The sequence below is a fragment of the Candidatus Protofrankia datiscae genome, from assembly GCF_000177615.2.
GTDB classification, from domain to species: Bacteria; Actinomycetota; Actinomycetes; order Frankiales; family Frankiaceae; genus Protofrankia; species Protofrankia coriariae.
In genome coordinates this window covers 3817772-3839370 of the sequence record NC_015656.1, presented here as the reverse complement: position 1 = coordinate 3839370, position 21599 = coordinate 3817772, and the positions used below count along the sequence as shown (strand labels likewise).

General features: G+C 70.7%; 17 protein-coding genes. 8 read left to right on the top strand and 9 right to left on the bottom strand.

Features of this window, described 5'->3' with window-relative positions; all coding sequences use genetic code 11:
- Position 1 precedes the first annotated feature (1 nt).
- Positions 2-292 carry a transposase gene (locus FSYMDG_RS28645; RefSeq protein ID WP_043602641.1) on the bottom strand — a complete coding sequence of 97 codons (291 nt, stop codon included), beginning with the start codon at positions 290-292 and terminating at the stop codon, positions 2-4.
- A 589-nt stretch (positions 293-881) separates the two neighbouring features.
- Here FSYMDG_RS28645 and FSYMDG_RS27230 point away from each other — a divergent pair.
- Positions 882-1454, top strand: a complete 573-nt coding sequence (locus FSYMDG_RS27230; protein ID WP_193353072.1) for a hypothetical protein — start codon at positions 882-884, stop codon at positions 1452-1454.
- Between the two features lie 364 nt (positions 1455-1818).
- On the opposite strand, the gene panB is transcribed toward FSYMDG_RS27230, so the two are convergent.
- Entirely contained in the window at positions 1819-2757 is a 939-nt protein-coding gene (panB, locus tag FSYMDG_RS15975) for a 3-methyl-2-oxobutanoate hydroxymethyltransferase (protein WP_013874438.1), read from the bottom strand.
- A gap of 340 nt (positions 2758-3097) precedes the next feature.
- Between panB and FSYMDG_RS15970 the strand changes: the two genes are divergently transcribed.
- Positions 3098-4009 (top strand): TetR/AcrR family transcriptional regulator, encoded by a 912-nt coding sequence (locus FSYMDG_RS15970; protein WP_013874437.1) that lies wholly within the window; start codon positions 3098-3100, stop codon positions 4007-4009.
- Between the two features lie 217 nt (positions 4010-4226).
- On the opposite strand, the gene FSYMDG_RS15965 is transcribed toward FSYMDG_RS15970, so the two are convergent.
- Complete coding sequence (locus tag FSYMDG_RS15965; protein ID WP_013874436.1) at positions 4227-6077, bottom strand: NAD+ synthase; 1851 nt, start codon at positions 6075-6077, stop codon at positions 4227-4229.
- 265 nt (positions 6078-6342) lie between these two features.
- On the opposite strand from FSYMDG_RS15965, the gene glnA (FSYMDG_RS15960) reads away from it, so the two are divergent.
- The 4 genes from glnA (FSYMDG_RS15960) (at position 6343) to FSYMDG_RS15945 (ending at position 13430) form a co-directional block, all read left to right on the top strand.
- Entirely contained in the window at positions 6343-7701 is a 1359-nt protein-coding gene (gene glnA / locus FSYMDG_RS15960) for a type I glutamate--ammonia ligase (RefSeq protein ID WP_013874435.1), read from the top strand.
- Between the two features lie 563 nt (positions 7702-8264).
- On the top strand, positions 8265-8447 hold the full coding sequence (locus FSYMDG_RS15955; protein ID WP_013874434.1) for a hypothetical protein: 183 nt from the start codon (positions 8265-8267) through the stop codon (positions 8445-8447).
- A 92-nt stretch (positions 8448-8539) separates the two neighbouring features.
- Positions 8540-10189, top strand: a complete 1650-nt coding sequence (locus tag FSYMDG_RS23355; protein ID WP_013874433.1) for a hypothetical protein — start codon at positions 8540-8542, stop codon at positions 10187-10189.
- Between the two features lie 55 nt (positions 10190-10244).
- Positions 10245-13430 carry a bifunctional [glutamine synthetase] adenylyltransferase/[glutamine synthetase]-adenylyl-L-tyrosine phosphorylase gene (locus tag FSYMDG_RS15945; RefSeq protein ID WP_013874432.1) on the top strand — a complete coding sequence of 1062 codons (3186 nt, stop codon included), beginning with the start codon at positions 10245-10247 and terminating at the stop codon, positions 13428-13430.
- A 74-nt stretch (positions 13431-13504) separates the two neighbouring features.
- Here the strand turns inward: FSYMDG_RS15945 and glnII are convergent, their stop codons facing one another.
- The gene (glnII, locus tag FSYMDG_RS15940) at positions 13505-14566 is read right to left on the bottom strand and encodes a glutamine synthetase GlnII (RefSeq protein ID WP_013874431.1); all 1062 of its coding nucleotides are present in this window, start codon (positions 14564-14566) and stop codon (positions 13505-13507) included.
- A gap of 463 nt (positions 14567-15029) precedes the next feature.
- Positions 15030-16454, bottom strand: coding sequence for a type I glutamate--ammonia ligase (gene glnA / locus FSYMDG_RS15935; protein ID WP_013874430.1), 1425 nt, complete (start codon positions 16452-16454; stop codon positions 15030-15032).
- 194 nt (positions 16455-16648) lie between these two features.
- Between glnA (FSYMDG_RS15935) and FSYMDG_RS24715 the strand changes: the two genes are divergently transcribed.
- A complete protein-coding gene (locus tag FSYMDG_RS24715; RefSeq protein WP_013874429.1) occupies positions 16649-17305 on the top strand; it encodes an RDD family protein in 657 nt (218 codons plus the stop codon).
- Positions 17306-17764: 459 nt separating this feature from the next.
- Entirely contained in the window at positions 17765-18163 is a 399-nt protein-coding gene (locus FSYMDG_RS15925) for a PPOX class F420-dependent oxidoreductase (protein ID WP_043603803.1), read from the top strand.
- Positions 18164-18511: 348 nt separating this feature from the next.
- Here the strand turns inward: FSYMDG_RS15925 and FSYMDG_RS15920 are convergent, their stop codons facing one another.
- The 4 genes from FSYMDG_RS15920 to lipB form a co-directional block, all read right to left on the bottom strand.
- Entirely contained in the window at positions 18512-19138 is a 627-nt protein-coding gene (locus FSYMDG_RS15920; RefSeq protein ID WP_432763259.1) for a DUF4191 domain-containing protein, read from the bottom strand.
- A 191-nt stretch (positions 19139-19329) separates the two neighbouring features.
- Positions 19330-19539: a hypothetical protein gene (locus FSYMDG_RS15915; protein WP_013874426.1), complete on the bottom strand. Its 210-nt coding sequence runs from the start codon at positions 19537-19539 to the stop codon at positions 19330-19332.
- A 122-nt stretch (positions 19540-19661) separates the two neighbouring features.
- Positions 19662-20834 (bottom strand): lipoyl synthase, encoded by a 1173-nt coding sequence (lipA, locus tag FSYMDG_RS15910; RefSeq protein WP_013874425.1) that lies wholly within the window; start codon positions 20832-20834, stop codon positions 19662-19664.
- Complete coding sequence (gene lipB, locus FSYMDG_RS15905; protein WP_085948603.1) at positions 20831-21544, bottom strand: lipoyl(octanoyl) transferase LipB; 714 nt, start codon at positions 21542-21544, stop codon at positions 20831-20833. Before lipB ends, lipA begins: the two co-directional genes overlap by 4 nt.
- Positions 21545-21599: the final 55 nt, after the last annotated feature.

The window sequence follows — 21599 nt, the reverse complement described above, 5'->3', positions numbered from 1 at the left end:
TTTACTTCTGCTCGCTCGCGAAGAAGCTCGCCGCTTTTTTTAGGAAGGCGATGTCCATCTGCGCCTGCGCGTACTTCTTCCGGAGCTCCTCAAGTTCCGCGCGCTCCGACACCGACAGCGGCCGCTCCTCGGTCTCGCCGTTCTCCTTCGCCTTCTTCACCCAGTTTCCCAACGTGGTCTCGTGGATACCCAGACTCTTCGCGACCTCGGTCACCGACCGGCCCGAGTCGAGCACCAACCTTACTGCCTCGGATTTGTACTCCTGGGTGAACTTCCGGCGAGCTGACCCCATGACGCTCCTTCCCTATGGACAGCGAACCTCAGGTTCGCTGTCCACGGAAGCGGGATCACTCCAGGGTAGGGGTTGTCCACAGATGGCGGGGGTGGGGTGAACGTGGGTCTGTGGGGCATCAGTGTTCGTGGTTGTGACGTTTGTGGTGGGGTCGCACGGGGCGGTTCATGAAGAGCATGAGGATCGTGGATGGAAGGAGATCGCTCGGGAACACAGCGGGGTGCTGGCGGTTCGGGAGGCGATCGCCGCTGGTCTGCGTCCTGCGGAGCTGCGGTGGCGGATCCGTACAGGGCGATGGCAGCGGCCGCTGCGGGGAGTTGTCGTCACTCACTCTGGGCCGCTCACCCGTTTGCAGTGGCTCTGGTGCACCCTGGCACGAGCCGGGCCCGGGGCGGTCCTTGCCGGATCCACCGCGGCCGCGCTTGACGGTATGCGGGGATTCGACGTCGCGACCGTTTTCGTGACGGTGCCGTCCGATCGGCAGCTCGTTCGCCATCCCGGGATCGTGGTGCACCGCAGCACCCAACTGACGTCGACCGACGTGCATCCGGTCCGTATTCCTCCGCGGACGCGGCTTGCCCGGTCGGTCGTGGACGCGGCGAGCTGGGCGGCACGGGACGACGACGCGCGAGCGGTACTTGCGGCGTCGGTGCAGCAGCGGCTGGTTACTGTTAGTGATCTGTGGGACGTGGCGCACCGGCGTGGGCGCATTTGGCGGCGCCGTCTGATCATTGATACATTGGCTGATCTTGATGTTGGTGCGGAGTCGGTGGCGGAAATGCTGTATCGGCGTATCGAATGTCGTTACGGTCTGCCGTCGAGCCACTGCCAGTTCAAAGTCGATCTTGGTGGCAGACGGTATCTCGACGTCTGGTACGAGCCGTGGCGGGTCTGGGTGGAGATCGACGGGGCCGCGCACCAGGAGGTGCGGCAGTGGTGGGACGACCTGGCCCGTCAGAATCTCGGCGTGCTTCAGGACCGCCTGATCCTGCGTTTCCCGACTTGGCGGCTGCGGGAACGTCCCGATCTTGTTGCCGCGCAGGTCACCGATGCCCTGCGCCAACGAGGATGGGACGGTGACCGCCGCCAACGGACGCCCGCATCCCACATCGGGCCGGGCGGAGACAACACGGGGCCCAACGATGTGAATGCAGTGCTGTGACAGCAGCAGCAGATTCACATCGTTCGGGCGAACGTCGCCAGTGGAGGGCGCAGGGCAGGGCGCGTTTGTGGATATTGGGTGGTGGTATTGGGGCAAGGCCGCTGGGCGGTGATGAGGTAGCGAAGGGGCGTCTGATGGGCTGCCGTGCCTTCGTCAGTCCGGGGCAGCCTTTGTGTGCCCGGGTACACGGGCCGTTCGGTCGGCCCAGCGGGGCTGCCCCGCTGGCTTCAGGACCGCTCGGCGGCGCCACCGGGCCTAGATGCTGTGGGGGCATGGCCGTACCGCTGGGCGGGCCTGGTGGTAGCGGCCTGCCCAGCGGTACGGCTTGTGGTCAGTGCTGCTTGTGCTCAGTGGTAGCTGTAGCTCAGTGGTAGCTGTGTTCGACGGTGGGGAAGGTGCCGCCGCGGACCTCCTCGGTGAAGCGCAGCGCCGCGTCGGCGAGGGTGGAGCGCAGATCGGCATAGTGCTTGACGAACCGGGCGTGCGCGTCGGAAAGGCCGGCCATGTCCTGCCAGACCAGAACCTGCGCGTCGCAGTCCGGGCCGGCCCCGATACCGACGACCGGGATGGTCAGTTCCTTGCTCACCCGGGCGGCGAGATCGGACGGGACCACCTCGAGCACGACGGCGAACGCCCCGGCTGCCTCCAGCGCGAGCGCGTCGGCGAGCAGGGCGTCACCGGCGTGGCCGCGGCCCTGCACCCGGTAGCCGCCGAGGACGTTCACGCTCTGCGGGGTCAGCCCGAGGTGGGCCATGACCGGGATACCGGCCGCCACCAGCGCGGCGACCTGCGGGACCACCCGGGCGCCCCCTTCGAGCTTGACCGCCTGGGCGCCGCCGTCCTTCATGAAACGCGCCGCGTTGTCGATCGCCTGCTCCACCGACCTCTGGTAAGAGCCGAAGGGCAGGTCCGCGACGACCAGTGCGTGGGTGGTTCCGCGGACGACCGCGCGCACCAGCGGCAGCATCTCCTCCACCGTCACCGGCACGGTGGTCTCATAGCCGTAGACGACGTTGGCCGCTGAGTCGCCGACGAGCAGCACCGGCACGCCCACGTCGTCGAAGATGCGGGCGGTGGTCGCGTCGTAGGCGGTGAGCATCGCCCACTTCTCCCCGCGGTCCTTGGCCGCCTGGAGTTCCCGGACGGTGGTCCGGCCGCGGCGGGCCGCGCCGCCACGGGCCGCGGCCGCCGGTCCTGATCCTGCCGCCGGGGTGCCCGGTGCCGTCGACGCGCCGTACAGCGTCGTCGCTTCCCCGGCCGCGGCGGCGGGCGAGGCGGAACAGACTTCTGCTGTCCTGTTCATACGATCTCCTGTTGGTCCGTCCGTCCGTCCGTCCGTCCGGGCGCTGGCGCGTCCCGGCGTCCCCTCCATGCTGCCACCGCCGTGGAAACAGATGCGTCGTGGCCTGGCTCACCGTAGGCTTCGATCTTGGATGCGGGGGGCGCCGCCTGACGGTCGGGACACAACTTCGACGGACGGGATCCATGGGGCACAGCAGGCACTACAGAGATGGGCGGCGGTGGCCGCGGATGAACGGGCACACCGCGCCGGACGCGCTGCCAAACGCACTGCTGAATGCGGGGACGAATCCGGTGCCGGGCCTGACGGGACGCCCGTCACGGCATCTGTCACGGTATCCGACATGGCGTCGACGACGGCCCTCGCCGCCGCTCTCGCCATCGCTGCCGGCACAGCCCTCGACAGGGCCCGGGGCATGTCTGCCCTGGCCCGCGAGACGGCCCGCGAGGTGGCCTCCGGCATGGGGCTCGACCGGGTGTACCCGGGCCGGCCGTCCGCGGGCCGGGGCCGCGGCGGAGCGTCCGTCGTGACGATGTCGAGCGGACGCGCGTCCGGGCCGGCGCGATCGGCGGCCAGCGAGCAGCACCATCCCCCTGCCGACCGGCGCGGGCCCGGGCCGGCGCGGCCGGCGCAGCCACCGATGCGCACGCCGGGACGCCCACGCGACACCCGCCGGGACGAAGCGATCATCAGCGCGACCCTGCACACGCTCGCCGACTACGGGTTCGCCGGGCTGTCGATGGAGGCGGTCGCGGCGCGGGCCGGGGTTGGCAAGGCAACGGTCTACCGGCGGTGGCCGACCAAGGACGCCCTGGTCGTCGAGGCGCTGGGCACTCTTGCCGATCTCTCGGGCGGGGCGCAGACCGGGTCGCTGCGCGACGATCTCGTCGCCTGGCTGAACACCGTGCGCAAGCACAGCATCCAGACGCTGGCCGGCCGCATCATGCCCAGACTGCTGGCCGAGAAGGAGGAGCACCCCGACCTGTTCGAGGCCTACCGCAGACGGGTCATGGCCCCGGCGCGGGACAGGGTGGCCGCCCTGCTGCGCGGCGGCATCGTCTCGGGGGAACTGAGCCCGGACATCGACATCGAAATGATCATCGATATGCTGATCGGCTCCGTCGCCTACTGGCAGTATGCCGGGCATTCGCGTGACGTCACCGGTTCCCGGATCACCGGTGTGGTCGACACGGTCCTGCGCGGGATCCTCCAGTGCTCCGGATCCGACACGGCCGGGATGCCAGCGGCAGGTTGACCCGCCGTCCGACCGGACGCGCGGTGGGCTGCGGACGGCGGGCGAATGCCGTCCGGGTGCCGCCCGGGGACGGCGCTGTCCGGAGGCTGCTCAGCGATGGCCGTCGCCAGGGCAGTGCCAGTCCGGGGACGGTGCTGAGCCCGGGGCGGGATGCCGCCAGAGGATGACGTGGCCGGGGCGCGGCGCCGCCTCGGAGCGCGGTCAGGGGGTGACCCTGTCAGGGGGTGACGCTGTCGGGGCGCGGCGACGGTTCGACGGCGGGCGGCGAGCCCGTCCGCTCGCGCCAGTGGGAGGTGATCGGCAGTCGGCGGTCACGGCCGAACGCCTTCGAGGTCACCTTGGGCCCCGGGGGGTTCTGCCGCCGCTTGTACTCGGCGAGGTCCGCCAGGCGGATGACCCGCTCCACGGTGTCGGGGTCGTGACCCGCGGTGATCAGTTCGGTGCGGCCCTGGTCCCGTTCGACGTAGTCGTCGAGGACCGCGTCCAGCGTGGAGTAGTCGGGCAGCCGGTCCGAGTCGAGCTGCCCGGGGGCGAGTTCGGCGGACGGCGGCTTGACGATGATCTCTTCGGGGATGGGTGGGGCCTCGCCGTCGCGCGGCGCCTGCGCGTTGCGCCAGCGGGCGAGCTCCCAGACCAGGGTCTTGGGCACGTCCTTGATCGGGGCGAAGCCGCCGGCGCTGTCGCCGTAGAGCGTGGAGAACCCGGTGGCGAGCTCGCTCTTGTTACCCGTGGTGAGAACAAGATGGCCATGGGCGTTCGACAGCGCCATCAGCAGCGTCCCGCGGACCCGGGCCTGCAGGTTCTCGGCGGCCAGACCGGCAAGGCCGCCGGTGCCGGCCAGCGCGTCGTGGAAGGCGTCTACCACGGGCTGGATCGGGACCACGGTGTGCGTGACGCCGGTGCGCCGGGCCAGCTCCGCGGCGTCGGCCACGGAACCGGCCGAGGAGTGCACCGACGGCATCGCGACCGTGTGTACCCGGGCCGCGCCGAGGGCGTCCACGGCGATCGTGGCGACCAACGCCGAGTCGATACCGCCGGAGAGTCCGAGGACGACCGAGGCGAACCCGTTCTTGCGGACGTAGTCACGGGTGCCGGTGACCACGGCGGCGTAGAGCTCTGCGGCGGAGTCCAGCCGCTGGGCCACCGTGGGCTCACGCGCCTCGAAGGGGGAGACGGGCTCGTCGGCCAGCACGACGCGGGACACGGCGATCGTGGTGCCGTCGCCCGCGTCCACCGGACCGGTGACGACAGGGCCGGCCACCGGCGCGCCGGCCACCAGCGCGCCGGCCGGCAGGTCGAGGTCGACGGTCAGCAGTGTCTCGGTGAACTGCTCGGCGCGGGCGAGCGTGCGGCCGTCGGCGTCCACCACCAGCGACCCGCCGTCGAAGACGAGCTCGTCCTGGCCACCGACGAGGTTGACGTACGCGAGCGCGGCGCCGGCCTCCCGCGCCCGGGCGGCGGCCAGCTCGTCGCGCTGGAAGGCCTTCCCCCGCTCGTACGGTGATCCGTTGATGCACACCAGCAGGCCCACGGCGGCGGCCCGGGCGACCGCGACGGGCCCGCCGTCCTGCCAGAGGTCCTCGCAGATCGTCAGCCCGACGTCCACCCCGTGCAGGCGCAGGACCGGGAAGTCGTAGCCGGGCACGAAGTAACGGAACTCGTCGAACACGCCGTAGTTGGGCAGATGGTGCTTGGCGTACCGGGCCGCGACCTCGCCGCGCCACAGCACCGCGGCCGCGTTCTGCGGCTCGCCGGCGGGCCGGCCCAGCCGCGGCGTGGGGTTGCGGGAGCTGTCGAGATAGCCGACGACGACGGCCAGCTCGCCGGCGCCCTCGTCGGCCAGCCGGCGGGCGAGCCGGTCGACGGCCGCGCGGGAGGCCTGCGCGAACGAGCGGCGCAGCACGAGGTCCTCGGCCGGATAGCCGGTGAGCGTCATCTCCGGGAAGGCCACCAGGTGCGCGCCGGCGCGCACCGCCCGTCCCGCCCAGGCGCTCACCAGGTCCGCGTTCGCCGCGAGATCGCCGACGGTGGTGTCGACCTGGGCAAGCGCGACGCGCAACTGGGTCATGAATCGAAGCCTAGTGACCCGGGGAGCCCGGCCGCGCCGACGCGGAAAACGATGATCGCGCCGTCTTCGGCCCGGGAGGGGCCGATCCGAACCTGGCCGTGACGATATGTCACCGGCCTGGTTGTCGGGATGCCGCGCCGGGACGTTCGGGCAGGCCAGTCGCTATGGTCGGCTGGGAGCTATCCGACCGGCGCTCTTTGGACCACCTGCCCGCCCGCGACGGCGAGCCGACATCGTTCCAGCCCTCTCCAGTGCGGAGGCTGCCATGGACAAGCAACAGGAGTTCGTCCTACGAACCCTCGAGGAACGCGACATCCGGTTCATCCGGTTGTGGTTCACCGACGTCCTGGGCGTGCTGAAGTCCGTCGAGATCGCGCCGGCCGAGCTGGAGGGGGCGCTCGCCGAGGGCATCGGGTTCGACGGGTCGTCCATCGAGGGCTTCGCCCGGGTCCACGAGGCGGACATGCTCGTCAAGCCGGATCCGTCGACCTTCCAGGTGCTGCCCTGGCGTGGGGACAGCCCGGTGACCGCGCGGATGTTCTGCGATCTCGTCATGCCGGGTGGCGCGCCGTCCCCGGCGGATTCCCGCTGGGTCCTGCGGCGGACGCTGGCCACCGCCGCGGAGGCCGGTTTCACCTTCTACACCCATCCCGAGATCGAGTTCTTCCTGCTGCGGCAGCCGCCGCAGCGCGGCGCGCCGGTGCCGCCGCCGGTCGACGACTCCGGGTATTTCGACCTCACGCCGAACGACATCAGCCACGATTTCCGGCAGCAGGCCATCGGGGTGCTCGAACGGCTGGGTATTTCCGTCGAGTTCAGCCACCACGAGGTGGCGCCCGGCCAGCAGGAGATCGACCTGCGGTACGCCGACGCCCTGACCATTGCCGACAATATCATGACATTTCGTCAGGTGGTGAAGGAGGTCGCGCTGCGGCAGGGTGTCTACGCGACATTCATGCCGAAGCCGTACAGCGACCAGGCCGGGTCGGGTATGCACACCCACCTCAGCCTTTTCGAAGGTGACCGGAACGCCTTCTACGACCCGACCGACCCCTATCATCTCTCCAAGGTCGCACAGGCCTTCATTGCCGGTCTGCTCGTCCACGCGGCCGAGATAACCGCGGTGACCAACCAGTGGGTGAACTCCTACAAACGAATTGTCGGCGACCAGCGTGCCGGCGAGGTGCTGGAGGCGCCCGCCTATGTGTGCTGGGGGCACAACAACCGTTCCGCCCTGGTGCGGATACCGCTGCACAAGCCGAACAAGCCGAACGCGACCCGGATCGAGTTCCGGTCGCCGGACAGCGCCTGCAATCCCTATCTGGCGTTCGCGCTGATACTCGCCGCGGGCCTGCGGGGCATCCAGGAGGGGTACGAGCTGCCGCCGCCGGCGGCTGACGACGTGTGGACCCTGACCGAGCCGCAGCGCAACGAGCGGGGCATCCGGGCGCTGCCCGGCACACTGGAGGAGGCGATCGCGACCATGGAGCGGTCGGAGATGGTGCGCGACACGCTCGGCGCCGACCTCTTCGAGTTCTTCCTGCGGAACAAACGGGCCGAGTGGGCCGAGTACCGTCGCCAGGTCACGCCGTTCGAGATCGACCGGTACCTGCCCATCCTGTGATCGGCCCCGTCCGGTGGCCGGGACCCGTTCTGTGACCGGCCGTTCCGTCGGGTGAGCCGGCCGCGCGGGGTGGTGGGGAAGTCGGGAGCGGGACGCGGCCGTCCGTCCCGCATCCGTGCCGGGAAGGTCCGCCGCCCGAATCCGGTCCGCTGGAAAGGTGATATCGGGTGGACGATGGCCGGTTTTCGAGAAATACCGTGAAACGATTTACCTGAATCCGGATCCGCCCCCATGGCGACTGGAAGTGGCCGGTTGCTTGCGCTCCGCCGTCCTGGCCTCTAAAGTCCAGTCCCGATGGACCGCAAAAGCGGCCTGTGGCGACCTGGTCGGCGGTATGCGGCGAACTGTGTCGGCCATGCGGCCGTGCTTCCGGGCCCGTCGTCCACCGGGCGCGGTCGCCTGCGGTTCATCACATATGAAAAAAATATGTGAAGAAGAAACATGAAGTAGTCGCGGAACAGGTCCGCGGAACGACGCGCAGGCCCGAGAGAAACAGTCGCGCGGACAGGTACGACCATCACTGGCCGTTCAGCGGACGATGGCATCCGAAAGGGAAACGAACAATGACGACTACAACTGGCCTGGACGCCGCCGAGCTGGCGGCGGAACACGCCGAGCTGCTTCCGGAGCGTTCGGCGATGGCCGTCTGGGACTACACCGATCTCGGCTGGAGCGGCGGGTTCTTCGGCGGTCTCTTCGCCGTGACGGCCGACTTCGTCGGCGGCGCCTTCTTCGTCCAGCTCTGACGGGACGTCGGGCCGGTGGCCGAGCAGTGGCTTTCCGGTAGGCCGACGGCGGCGCGGTCCTTTTCTCCCACGCTCCGCCGTCGGCCGGCCCGGTGACGGCGCAGCCGGCCGCCGCCGATGCCCCGGCGGTGGCCGACACCCTGGTGGCCACCGCCGAGACAGCGGCGGCCGACACCCTGGTGGCCACCGCTGTCTCGGCGGTGGCCGGCGCCGCGGTGGCCACCACTGCCCCGGCGGTGGCCGTACCCCAGCGCCCGGTCGCCGCCGGGGGGTTGCGGATGCTCGGCGAGTTCACCGGGTCGGGCCTGCGCGGCCAGGTCTTCCTGGCCCGTCGGCGGGACGGCCAGGTCATCACGCTCACCGGTCTGCTGCGGCACATCGTCGACGCCGCGGACGGCAGCCGCGACATCCCCGCGATCGCGCGGCGGGTCCGGGCGGTCAGCGGGCGCGCGGTCAGCGCGGACGACGTCGTGTACCTGCTGGCGACGAAACTGATCCCCCTCGGAGTGATCGCGGACGGTCACGGGGCCACCGCGACCCCCCGAGCGACCCCGCTGCTGGGACTCGCCGGCCGTCGCACGCTTGTGCCGGAACCGGCCGTGGACACGCTCGCGCGCCTGCTCGCGCCGCTGTTCCGGCCGGTGGTCGTAACCGGCGTCCTGGCCGCCCTGGTCATCGTGGACGCCTGGCTGTTCACCTCGCTGTTCACCTCGGCCGGTGCCGGCACCGGCATCGGCGCTGATTCCGGTGTCGACGCGCGGATACATCACGTGCTGGCCAGCCCGGCGCTCATCCTCACGGTTCTCGGCGGCACGCTCGCGTCCATGATCTTCCACGAGTGTGGCCATGCCGCCGCCTGCCACTACGGAGGCGGCCGGCCGGGGGTGATCGGATGCGGCATCTACCTGCTGTGGCCGGCCCTGTACACCGACGTCACCGACGCCTACCGGCTGGACCGCGCCGGCCGGCTGCGCACCGACCTCGGCGGGGTGTACTTCAACGCGATCGTCATCGTCGGCCTCGGGACCGCCTACGCGATCAGCGGCGCGGACACGCTTGCCGTCATCGTCCTGCTCGTCCACCTGGAGGCGTTCCAGCAGCTCGTACCGGTGGTCCGGCTGGACGGGTACTACATTCTGAGCGATCTCGCAGGGGTCCCGGACCTGTTCGCCAGGATCGGGCCGGTGCTGTCCACCCGGCTGTACCAGGCGCGTGAGCGCTGCCGGCGGTGGGCGCACACCGAGGGAGGACGGCACCGACGCCGCGGCCGTCACCATGACCGGATCCGCAGCCTGACCCGTGGCCGTGCTCGGAGCCAGAGCCGGCAGCGGGGCAGCGGTCAGGCCCCGGATCCGCGGGTGGCGGCGCTCACCCACCGGGCGCAACGGACGATCACGGTATGGGTGCTGGTCGTGGCGCCGCTGCTGGCCACCAACCTCGTCCTCATCATCATGATCGCTCCGAGCGTGGTCGCCCGGTGCGTGGACGCGGTGCGGGACCGGGCCGGGCTCGTCGCGCACGCCGCCGGGGCGGGGCAGCCGGCAGCCATGATCGCGGATGCGCTGGGCGTCGTCGTCCTCGTGCTCCCGGCGGTCGGCATCGTCTTCCTGCTGTCGCGGCTGGCCGGCGCGGGTGTTCGGGCGGCGGTCGCCATCGGGCGAGGCGGCCCGGGGCGTGCGCTGGCCGCCGGCCTCGGCATGATCGTCGTGATCGGGGCCGTCCTGACGTCCTGGCTGCGCTGAGCGGACGCCCCGAGACCGGGGCGCCGGCAGGGCAACCTGGGGCCAGGATGGACGGGTGGGCGACGTTTCCCGGACCGGGGTGGCACGGGTGCCCGGCGACCTCGGCAGCATCGGCAGCACACACCCGCGGGGCAGCTCCGTGCAGGCGCAACTGGCCCGGATGGGCTTCACCAACGTGGACAGGTTCGCCGTCACGGTCCGCCGGCTCGGCCTGGTCGACCACGACGACGAGCGTCCGTCCGGTGCCGCCGGTGCCGCCGGTGCCGCCACGCCGTCCGGCGATCTTTACGACAACGCCCTGCTGGCGGAACTCGCCAGGGCCGCCAATCCCGACCTCGCGCTCGCGGCGCTCGAACGGATCGTGGAGACCGCGCCAGCCGATGTCGGACGTGACCTGCTCACCGTCCTGGGCACCCGGCCCGGCCTGCGCACCCGGCTGGTGGCGGTGCTCGGGGCGAGCGCCGCCCTCGGCGACCATCTGGTCCGGCATCCCACCGACTGGCGGGTGCTCGCCGACGACGACCTGATGCGGACGCCACCGGACGCCGACCTGACGCGGGCGCGGCTGCTGCGCGCGGTCGGGGCGGGCCCGGACATGCCGCTGCCCCGGGCCGCCGGCGACAGCACCGAGGTCCTCGACGCGTTACGGGTCGCCTACCGCCGATCCCTCATGATCCTGGCTGCGCGCGACCTGACCGGCGCGGTGTCCCTCGACGACGCCACCGCGGAGCTGGCCGACCTGGCGGCGGCCGCGCTGGACGCGGCGCTCGCGGTCGCGCGCTCGGCGCTGTCACCGTCGGCGCCGCCGGCCCGACTGGCAGTCGTCGGCATGGGCAAGTGCGGCGGCCGGGAGCTGAACTACGTCAGCGACGTCGACGTGCTGTTCGTGGCCGAGCCCGGTGACGACGGCCGGCCGGCCACGACCAGCGCCGCGCGGACCGCCGCGCTGGGCACGGCGACATCCCTGGCCGTGGGCATGGTCCGGGCCTGCGGGGCGGTCACCGGCGAGGGGACGCTGTTCCAGGTCGACGTGGGGCTACGGCCGGAGGGGCGCGACGGCCCGCTGGTGCGGACCCTGGCCAGCCACGACGCCTACTACCGGCGCTGGGCGCGGACCTGGGAGTTCCAGGCGCTGCTGAAGGCCCGCCCGATCGCCGGCGACCGGGAGGTGGGAGAACAGCTGTGCGCCGCGGTGCGGCCGCTGGTCTGGTCGGCGGCCTCCCGGCCCGGTTTCGTCGCCGACGTGCGCGCGATGCGCCGCCGGGTGGAACGCTCCCTGCCCAGAGCGGACGCCGACCGTGATCTCAAGCTCGGCCCCGGCGGGCTGCGCGACGTCGAGTTCGCCGTCCAGTTGCTCCAGCTGGTGCACGGCCGGGCCGACCCGACGCTGCGTGCCGTCTCGACGCTGCCCGCGCTCGACGCGCTCGCCCGCGGCGGCTATGTGGGACGCCGGGACGCCGCCGGCCTCGCCGACGCCTACCGCTTCCTGCGCGGTACCGAGCACCGCCTGCAGCTGCAGCGCCTGCGCCGGGTGCACACCCTGCCCCGGGACCCGGCCGAGATGCGCTGGCTGGCCCGTTCCCTCGGGTTCGCCACCGCCGAGCGGATGGAGGCCGAGCACGCCCGGGTCGCCCGGTTCGTCCGCCGGCTGCACGAGCGGTTGTTCTACCAGCCGCTGCTGGAGGCGGTGGCCAGGCTGTCCGCGGAGGAGGTCCGGCTGACACCGGCGGAGGCCCGCGACCGGCTGGCCGCCCTGGGCTTCGCCGACACGGGGCGTGCGCTGCGTCACATCGAGGCGCTGACCAGCGGTGTCAGCCGGACCGCGACGATCCAGCGCCGCCTGCTGCCGGCGATGCTGCACTGGTTCGCTGACGCCGCCGATCCCGACGCCGGCCTGCTCGCTTACCGCCGGGTCAGCGAGGCGCTCGGGCACACCCCCTGGTACCTGCGGCTGCTGCGGGACGAGGGCGGCGCGGCCGAGCGGCTGGCCCGCCTGTTGGCGGCGAGCACCTACGTCGCGGACCTGATGCAGCACGCCCCGGAGTCGGTGCGGCTGCTGCGCACCATCGACGACCTGCGGCCCAGCGGCCGCGAGCAGCTCGTCCGGGTGCTGATCGCGATCGCCCGCCGCAACCCGGCCCGGGAGCAGGCGGTCGGACGGGCCCGCGCGGTGCGCCGGGTCGAACTGGTCCGGGTGGCCTGCGCGGACCTGCTCGGGCTGCTCGACGTCGCCGCGGTGGGCCAGGCCCTGTCGGACGCCGCCGCCGCGACGATCGAGGCGGCCCTGTTCGTCGCGCAACGCCGCTTCGAGCAGGAGACCGGCCGGCCGCTCCCGGTGCGGATCGCTGTGATCGCGATGGGCCGGCTCGGCGGGGAGGAGCTGTCCTACGGCAGTGACGCGGACGTCGTGTTCGTCCACGAGCCGGTGGACGACAGCAGAGGTTCGCTCACGGACAGTGAAGTCGCTGCCGCGGCGGGGTCGGTGGTGGCCGAACTGCTGCGGCTGCTGGCCCTGCCGGCTGGCGCCGACCCGCCGCTCGTCCTGGACGCGCAGCTGCGCCCGGAGGGGCGGGCCGGGCCGATGACCCGCACCCTCGCCAGCTACGCCGCCTACTTCAACCGCTGGTCGCAGGGCTGGGAGGCACAGGCGCTGCTGCGGGCGCGCCCGGTCGCGGGGGATGCCGCCCTCGGTGAGAGGTTCTGCGCGTGGGTGGACGGGATCCGCTATCCGCCGGCGCTGCGGCCCGGTGTGGTCGCCGAGCTCGTCCGGTTACGCGGCCGGATGGAGGCGGAACGTATCCCCTCGGGCGTGGACCACACCCTGCACCTCAAGCTCGGCCCGGGTGGTCTCGCCGACGTGGAGTGGGCCGTGCAGGTGCTGCAGCTGCGGCACGCCCACCGGGTGCCCGCGCTGCGTACGACGTCCACGCTCGCGGGGCTGCGCGCGGCGGTCTCGGCCGGGCTGCTCGACCCGGCCGAGGCCGCGACGCTCACGCAGGCGTGGACCACGGCGTCCCGCATCCGTAACGCGATCATGCTGGCCCGGGGGCGTCCCGGGGACGTGCTGCCCCGTCAGCCGCGGGCGTTGGCCCAGGTCGCCGGCGCGCTGGGCCGTCCGGCGGACCAGACCGAGACGCTGATGGGCGACTACCGGCGCGGTGGCGCGCACGCTCGCGCGGTGGTGGAAGCGGTGTTCGCCCGCGAACTGGACAACGGCTACCCGGCCGGCGCGGACGGGTAGCCGTCGGTTGCTACGGGCTGTTATGGGGCTGCTGTAAGGCTGCTACAAGGCTGCTGTGAAGCTGCTGTAGCAGCTCAGACGGTGACGACCGCGTTCAGCGACTCCTTCTGGCCCGGGATGGCCAGGGACGGCCTGGTGCCCGCCAGCGCACTGCAGCAGGTGTCGACGATCAGGCCGGTGACCAGGTAGGGGTCCATGTTGGCGTTGGGCCGGCGGTCCTCGATCCAGCCCTTCTTGGCCTTCTCCACCGCCCACGGGATGCGGACCGACGCGCCGCGGTCGGAAGCACCCCAGGAGAACCTGTCGTACGGGGCGGTCTCGTGCTGACCGGTCAGCCGCTGCTCGATCCCGTCCCCGTAGTTCTTCACGTGCTCCAGGACGCGGGTGCCCAGTGCTTCACACACGGTAACAATGGCGTCCCAGCTTTCCATGGTGGCCCTGGTGGAGAAGTTGGTGTGCGCGCCCGCACCGTTCCAGTCGCCGGGAATCGGTTTCGCCGCGAACGACACGGTGACGTCGAAATCCTCGGCGATCCGGTGCAGCAGCCAGCGGCCGACCCATATCTGGTCACCGATGGCGGGCGGCGGGAGCACGCCGATCTGGAACTCCCACTGGGCCATCATGACCTCCGCATTGGTGCCCTCGATGGCGAGGCCCGCGTCGAGGCACGCCTGCGTGTGTCTCTCGACAATCGCACGGCCGACCATCTTCTCGCCGCCGACACCGCAGTAGTAGGGACCCTGGGGGGCCGGATAGCCCACCTCGGGCCAGCCCAACGGCCGGCCCTGCTGGAAAAAGGTGTATTCCTGTTCGATACCGAACAGCGGCTGCTGGTCGGCGTACTTCTCGTAGGCCTGGCGGCAGAACGCGCGGGTGTTGGTCGGGTGCGGGGTGAAATCGGTCAGTTCGACCTCGCACAGCACCAGGACGTTCTTCCCGCCGCGCAGGGGATCCGGACAGGTGAACACGGGCCGCAGGACGCAGTCCGAGTTGGATCCCGGCGCCTGATTTGTGCTCGAGCCGTCGAAGCCCCAGATGTCCGGTTCCTTGCCGTCGGCAACGATACGGGTTTTGCTCCGCATCAGGGGCTCCGGCCTGGTGCCGTCGATCCAGATGTACTCGGCCTGGTAACTCACTCATACTCCCCGTGGTTGGCATGGCACGTAGCGGAGTTTCTCGTCGCGCACCTGCGGATTGTTCCGACCCGGGCCGCGGGTGCCAGGAGGGTCCGTCCGGATCTTCGCCGGGTCCGGTTTCCACGCCGTTCCACCACGGTAAATTTCCGGTCAAGCACGTATTTCCGGTCAATTTATTTTCCCGGGTGTTCCGGAACTGTTCTCAGCCATCCGGACGACCGGCGACGACACGACCATGCCCACGTCCCGCCGCCGGTGTTCCGACCATGTTTGTTTTGTTTGTTCTTCGCCGCTCCGACCGCCGCGGTCCGGCCGGCCCGGCCGCGGCGGCGGGCGGTCGAATCACCGGACGGGCGGAGCGGGCGCGGGATGTTCCCGCCGCCGGCCCCGCCCGTCGGATGTCCCGTCGGACGTCTGGTCGGTCGTCCGGTCGAACGTTCGCCAGATGTTCGTCAGACGTCCGTCAGATGTCGTAGTAGAGCTGGAACTCGTACGGATGCGGCCGGAGCCGGATCGCGTCGACCTCGTTCTTGCGCTTGTAGTCGATCCACGTCTCGATCAGGTCGGGGGTGAAGACGTTCCCCTCGGTCAGGAACTCGTGGTCGGCCTCGAGCGCGTCGAGTACCTTCTCCAGCGATCCGGGCACCTGCGGCACAGCGGCCAGCTCGTCCGGGGGAAGGTCGTAGAGGTCCTTGTCGATCGGGTCCGGCGGCTCGATCTTGTTACGGATCCCGTCCACGCCGGCCATCAACATCGCGGCGAAGGCCAGGTACGGGTTGCAGCTCGGGTCGGGGACCCGGAACTCGATCCGCTTCGCCTTGGGCGAGACGCCGCTGAGCGGTATGCGGCAGCTGGCCGAACGGTTACGCGCCGAATAGACCAGGTTGACCGGTGCCTCATAGCCCGGCACCAGCCGTCGGTAGGAGTTCGTGGTCGGATTGGTGAACGCCAGCAGCGCCGGCGCGTGGTGCAACAGCCCACCGATGTAGAAGCGGGCGAGCTCCGACAGGCCACCGTAGCCGCTCTCGCTGTAGAACAGCGGCTCGTCACCCTGCCACAGGCTCTGGTGGACGTGCATCCCCGAGCCGTTGTCCTCGAAGAGCGGCTTCGGCATGAAGGTCACGGTCTTGCCACGGGCGACCGCGACATTACGAATGATGTACTTGTAGAGCATCAGGTTGTCGGCGGTCCGCAGCAGAGTGTCGTAACGAATGTCTATCTCCGCCTGCCCGGCGGTGCCCACCTCGTGATGCTGCATCTCGACGGTGACCCCGGCCCTTATCAGGGTCCGGGTCATCTCCGAGCGCAGGTCGGTGAAGTGGTCGGTCGGCGGAACCGGGAAATAACCCCCCTTGAACCTGGGCTTGTAGCCGAGGTTCCCACCCTCCTCCTTACGGGCGGTGTTCCAGGCCGCCTCGACGGAGTCCACGGCGTGCAGGGAGCCATATGGATTGTAGTCGTAGCGTACGTCGTCAAATATGTAGAACTCCGCCTCCGGGCCGAAGTAGGCGGTGTCCGCGAAACCGGTGCCCCGCAGGTAGGCCTCGGCCTTCCTCGCGGTGTTGCGCGGGTCCCGGGAGTACTCCTCCCGAGTGATCGGGTCATGGATGAAGAAGGTTATCGCGAGCGTCGGGTGCTCACGGAACGGATCGACGAAGGCCGTGGTCGGATCCGGTAGCAGCAGCATGTCGGACTCGTGGATCGCCTGGAACCCGCGTATCGAGGACCCGTCGAACATCAGGCCGTCGGTGAACACCGACGCGGAGAAGACCTCGACCGGGATCGTAAAGTGCTGCAGAATCCCAGGAAGGTCACAGAAGCGAACGTCGACGAATTCGATGTTCTGGTCCGCGATGTAGCGAAGTACGTCCTCGGCGTTTGTGAACATCCACCCTCCAAGGGAGCTTCATGGCCGTGTGGATAGGAAGGATACGCCATGCCCCGATGCGGACCGTAACGCCGCATGGTTCCGCAAACATGACGAAGTCGTTTCGCGACTGTAACACAGCAGGAAATTGTTACTCTGGGCGACTGGATTTTCGGGGCGGTCGCCGGGAGCGGGACCGGGCATAGGCTTACGCCGTGGGACGCGCACTCGGAAACTGGCTGGAAGGTTCGCAACTTCCCCGGGACACCCCGCCCGGCGTCCGCCTCGGCCTGCCGGCGGACGGTCCCGGCTCGGCGGTCGGCGCTGGTCCCCGGCTGGCCGCGTTCGCGGTGGACGCCATCATCGCCAACCTGCTGGTCGGCGTCCCGGTGCTGTTCGGGCTGCGGTATTCCGTCAACGCCCGGGGGCTCGCCGTCTACCTCGCCTTCCTGCTGGAGGAGTTCATCCTGATCGCGGTCAACGGGCAGACCATCGGGATGCGCATGCTCGGTGTCCGGGTCATCCGGGTACGCGACCACCGCCCGGCGGGATGGTTCTGGAGCGCGGTCCGTACCGTGCTGCTGGCCCTGGCCGTACCGGCCTTCATCTGGGACCGGGACCTGCGCGGCACCCACGACCGCGCGGCCGGCACTGTGGTCATCCGCGACCCCGCCCGCGCCACCTCCGGCCATCCCGCCTCCGGCCGGAACGGAGCCGAGCGTACCCCCGGCCGGGGCGGAGCCGACCGCCCCGCTCCCGGGCAGCGCAGGCCCGCCCAGCGCAAGCCCGGACGTCCCGACCCCGCACAGCCCAGGCCCAGGCGTCGTCCCGACCCCGGAGCGCAAAGGCCCACACATCGACCCGCGGAGTAAACGCATCGGCCCGTGGGACGAACCGGCTGACGTCGCCCTCGTCCGGATTCGGACGAACGCCCCCACGCCCGCTCCCGCGGAGCGGACTCTCCAGCGATGGGACCTGCCCCAGGGCAGGATCTCCCATGCCCACTCTCGCGGAGCGGGCCCCGCGGCTCCTCACATGAGCCGATCTTCGCGTACGGGCCCGGCATGCGGCGGCCTCCCACCCGCAGTCCCGGGCGTACCTGCCACCCTCCCAGCCGTCCTGAGAACCCCCGAAGGACGTGAATGCGCTGCTGCTCTGACAGCAGCAAACTCACATCGTTCGTACGTGCCGTTCGGGACCGGTTCGTGCGGCGGGCTTGTTTTGCGGTGGTCGGGATGGTCGGGACAGTCGGGATGCGTAGGCGCTGGGTTGGCCGCGAGTGGTTCGGGTCTCGCTGGTACGAGGAGCCGTGGCTGAGGCAAGCTGACAGAATGTCCGACGTCACTTCCATTCCCGCCACGCATCGTGATCTGCTGGAGACGCCGAGCGCGGCCGCGTTCACGACCGTCGGCGCCGCCGGCTACCCGCAGACGACGGCCATCTGGTTCCTTCTCGACGGCGACGTGGTGCGCACGTCGCTGCACCGGTCGCGGCAGAAGTACCGCAACGTCGTCGACCACCCCCAGGCGACCCTCTTCCTGATCGATCCCACCAACCCGTTCCGCACCCTGGAGGTGCGTGGCGACGTCACGCTTGAGGACACCAGCGACACGTCGTTCCTGGAACGCCTGCTCGTGCACTACGGCCAGACGCTGGAGACGTTCCCGGCGCCAACCGACAACCGCGTCCTGCTGACGCTGACCCCGCGGCGCATCGTCGCCAACGGATAGCTCGCGGCCCGCGGGACGAACCTGGGACGCCCCGAAGGATGTGAATGCGGTGCTGCTCCGACAGCAGCGCATTCACATCCTTCGTGCTGTTTGGGATGGTTTGCGGGGTGGATTGTCCTGTGATGATCGCGGTGGCCCGGCCGCGGGCCGTCGCGCATCTGTGGCCCGGCGATCAGTGGTGGGCGGTGGCCCGGCGACGGCTCTGGAGAAGGAGCGCGTGGGGGAGGCCTGGGGTGAGGGTGGGAGTGCTTCTTGTTCGCGATCTCCGGGGGAGATTGCGAACCCCATGTGGCGGCCGGCCCTCGAGGTAGGGGTCCCCGAATTTTCGCCCAGGCGAAAATTCGGGGGTTACCGGATTTTTCCGCCGCGGGGGATGCTGCGGGGGATGGGGCCCTTGGGGATGGGCAGGGTTGGCGAGCTCACTGCCCGTAGCCGTCGTGCCAGGGGGTCCACCTCGCCGCGACGCAGGGTGCGGGGCAGCCGCATCAGCGTCAGCCGCAGTTTCGGCAGGGGCACCTCGCCGGGGCCGCTGCCGATCACGATGTCGTGGATGGGTGTCTCGCCGACCACCTTGCGGACGCGGCGGACCTCGGTGCCGAGCAGGTCGCGCTGGCCGCGTCCCCGACCTTCAGCAATGATCACCACGCCGGCGCGGCACACCACACGGTGTACGACGTCCTGGTTGCGGTTGACCGCCACGGCGGGGGTGAGCCGCCAGTCGCCGCGCATCCGTTCGATGATCCCGGCGGCGGCGCCGGGCTGGCCCTCCATCTCGGCGTACGCGGTCTTCTGGACCCGGCGGCTGAAGACGTTCACGGCGCCGAGCAGCCCCAGCACGATCCCGATCGGCAGCCACGTCCACAGCGGACCGACGACGAGCCCGAGCAGCACGCCGACGATCCCCACCGGGATCACCAGGCCGAGCAGCGACCACCACACCGCTCGCGGATCACGCTGCCGGGTGAGCCGGAACACCGTCCGCAGCTGCGTGAGGCGTCCAGCCCTGGCTGCCCTGCGCTCGGCCCCTTTCCTGCGTCCGCTTCCCGCCGTGGTCCCCGCGGCGGCGGGCGCCCTGCCGCCGGACCTGTTTGTGCGCGCCATGACCGCGAGCCTACGACCTGAATCGGGTACAGCTCGATCCGTGGTGCCCAGCGAGCTGGCGGGAGTCAACGTTCGGTCGCGATGGCCACCCGTCCCGCGGTCGGTGGCACGGCGCGTACGACCTTCCAGGAGGGCTCGCCGTGCCGGCCGGCACCCACCTGCAGGTCGGCGGCGGCACGCCAGGCGTTACGGCGTGCCGTCCGCTGTCCGCCGTGGGGGAGGAGGAGGAGAGTCAGTTCTTCGGCGGCGGTCAGTAGCGACTTCAGCAGGATCACGTAGATCTCCCAGGCCGGTCGGACGCGCTGTCGGTCACGATCTCGTTCTTGATCTGCTCGCTGCGCAGTGGTTACTGTCGAATGACACTAGTGCCGCCGCGACGTGCCCACCACCGCGGTTATTACTCTGCGTAGTTAAAGTGGCCAGGGGTGGGAATGCCCGCCTTGACACCTTCCGCGTCCGCGCAGCTGGCCGTGGAGCCGGCCGTGAGGCCGACCACGGGGCTGGTTGAAGGGCTCGTTGAAGGGCCGGTCGTGGGGCTGGGTGAAGCGGTGGTCTCGCTCCCGGCCCCGCTTCCGGCCAGGTCGCCGCGACGCTCGATCGCCTGCTGGTACATCCGGCCGGCGCGGTAGGACGAGCGCACCAGCGGGCCGGCGAGCACGCCGACGAACCCCATCCGCTCGGCCTGCGCGCGCAGCTCGACGAACTCCTCGGGACGCACCCAGCGCTCCACCGGATGGTGGCGGGGGCTGGGGCGCAGGTACTGGGTGATGGTCAGCAGCTCACAGCCGGCGGCGAGCAGGTCAGCCATGGCCGACAGGATCTCCGCGGGCTCCTCGCCGAGCCCCAGGATCAGGTTGGACTTGGTCACCAGGCCCGCGTCCCGGGCCCGCCGGAGCACCTCCAGCGACCGCTCGTAGCGGAACCCGGGCCGGATCCGCCGGAACACCCGCGGCACTGTCTCGATGTTGTGGGCCAGCACCTCGGGCGCCGCCCCGAAGACCTCGGCGAGCTGCTCCGGACGGGCGTGGAAGTCGGGGATGAGCAGTTCGACGCGGGTGCCCGGGCAGGACGTGTGGATCTCACGGACCGTCTGCGCGTACAGCCACGCCCCGCCGTCGGGCAGGTCGTCGCGGGCCACCCCGGTCACGGTCGCGTAGCGCAGGCCCATCGTCCGCACCGATTCGGCGACCCGGCGCGGCTCGTCGGCGTCGAAGGCGGCGGGGCGTCCCGAGTCGATCTGGCAGAAGTCGCACCGGCGGGTGCACACCTCGCCGCCGATGAGGAAGGTCGCCTCCCGGTCCTCCCAGCACTCGTAGATGTTCGGGCAGCCGGCCTCCTCACACACCGTGTGCAGGCCCTTGTCGTGAACGAGCCCCTTGATGTCGGAGTACTGCGGCCCGGTCCGCATCCGGGTGCGGATCCACGGCGGCTTGCGTTCGATCGGTGTGGCCGCGTTACGAACCTCCAGCCGCAGCATCTTCCGACCCTCGGGGGCCGGGGCCGCCACTGCGGTGCCAGTAACCGCGGTACTGGTCGGCGTGGCGCTGGTAACCGTGGTGTCGGTGGTCATCGGGCCAGCTCCGGCTCCCGTGCCAGCGGCACGCTGTCGGGTGCCGGCAGGTCGTCCGCGCCCGGCGTCGGCAGGTCGGTCACGGTCGGTGAGGTAGCGGTGAAGGCTGTCAGCGTCCCGACCATGTGGCGTTCCACGACGGGCAGAGCCTCCTCGACGGTCACGGCCCGGCCGAGCTCCCGGCTCAGGCTGCTCACTCCGGCGTCGGAGATGCCGCACGGGACGATCCTGGTGAAGGCGCCGAGGTCCGGACAGCAGTTGAGGGAAAAACCGTGGTAGGCGACCAGGTAGCGCACCCGGACGCCGATCGCCGCGAGCTTGCGCTCCCCGTCGGCGGTCCACACCCCGGTGCGCCCGGCCACCCGGACAGCCGGCACCCCGAACTCCGCGCAGATCGCGATCAGCGCCTCCTCGAGGGCGCGGACGTAGGCGACCACGTCCAGCGGCCTGGGCAGCCGCAGCACCGGGTAGCCCACGAGCTGCCCCGGTCCGTGCCAGGTGATCTTGCCGCCGCGGTCGACGTCCACCACCGGGGTGCCGTCGAAAGGGCGTTCCCACGGTTGGGTGCGCCGGCCGGCGGTGTAGACGCTGGGATGTTCCAGGAGGATCAGGGTGTCGGCCGCCTCGTCGGCGATCCGCCGGTCGGCCAACGCGCGCTGCAACCGCCACGCCTCGTCGTAGGGCATCAGGCCTGGGCGCATGACCTCCATGAAAATGAGGCTACGCTCACCTGCGGTGTCCTCCCAGCGCCCGCGGCAGGACACC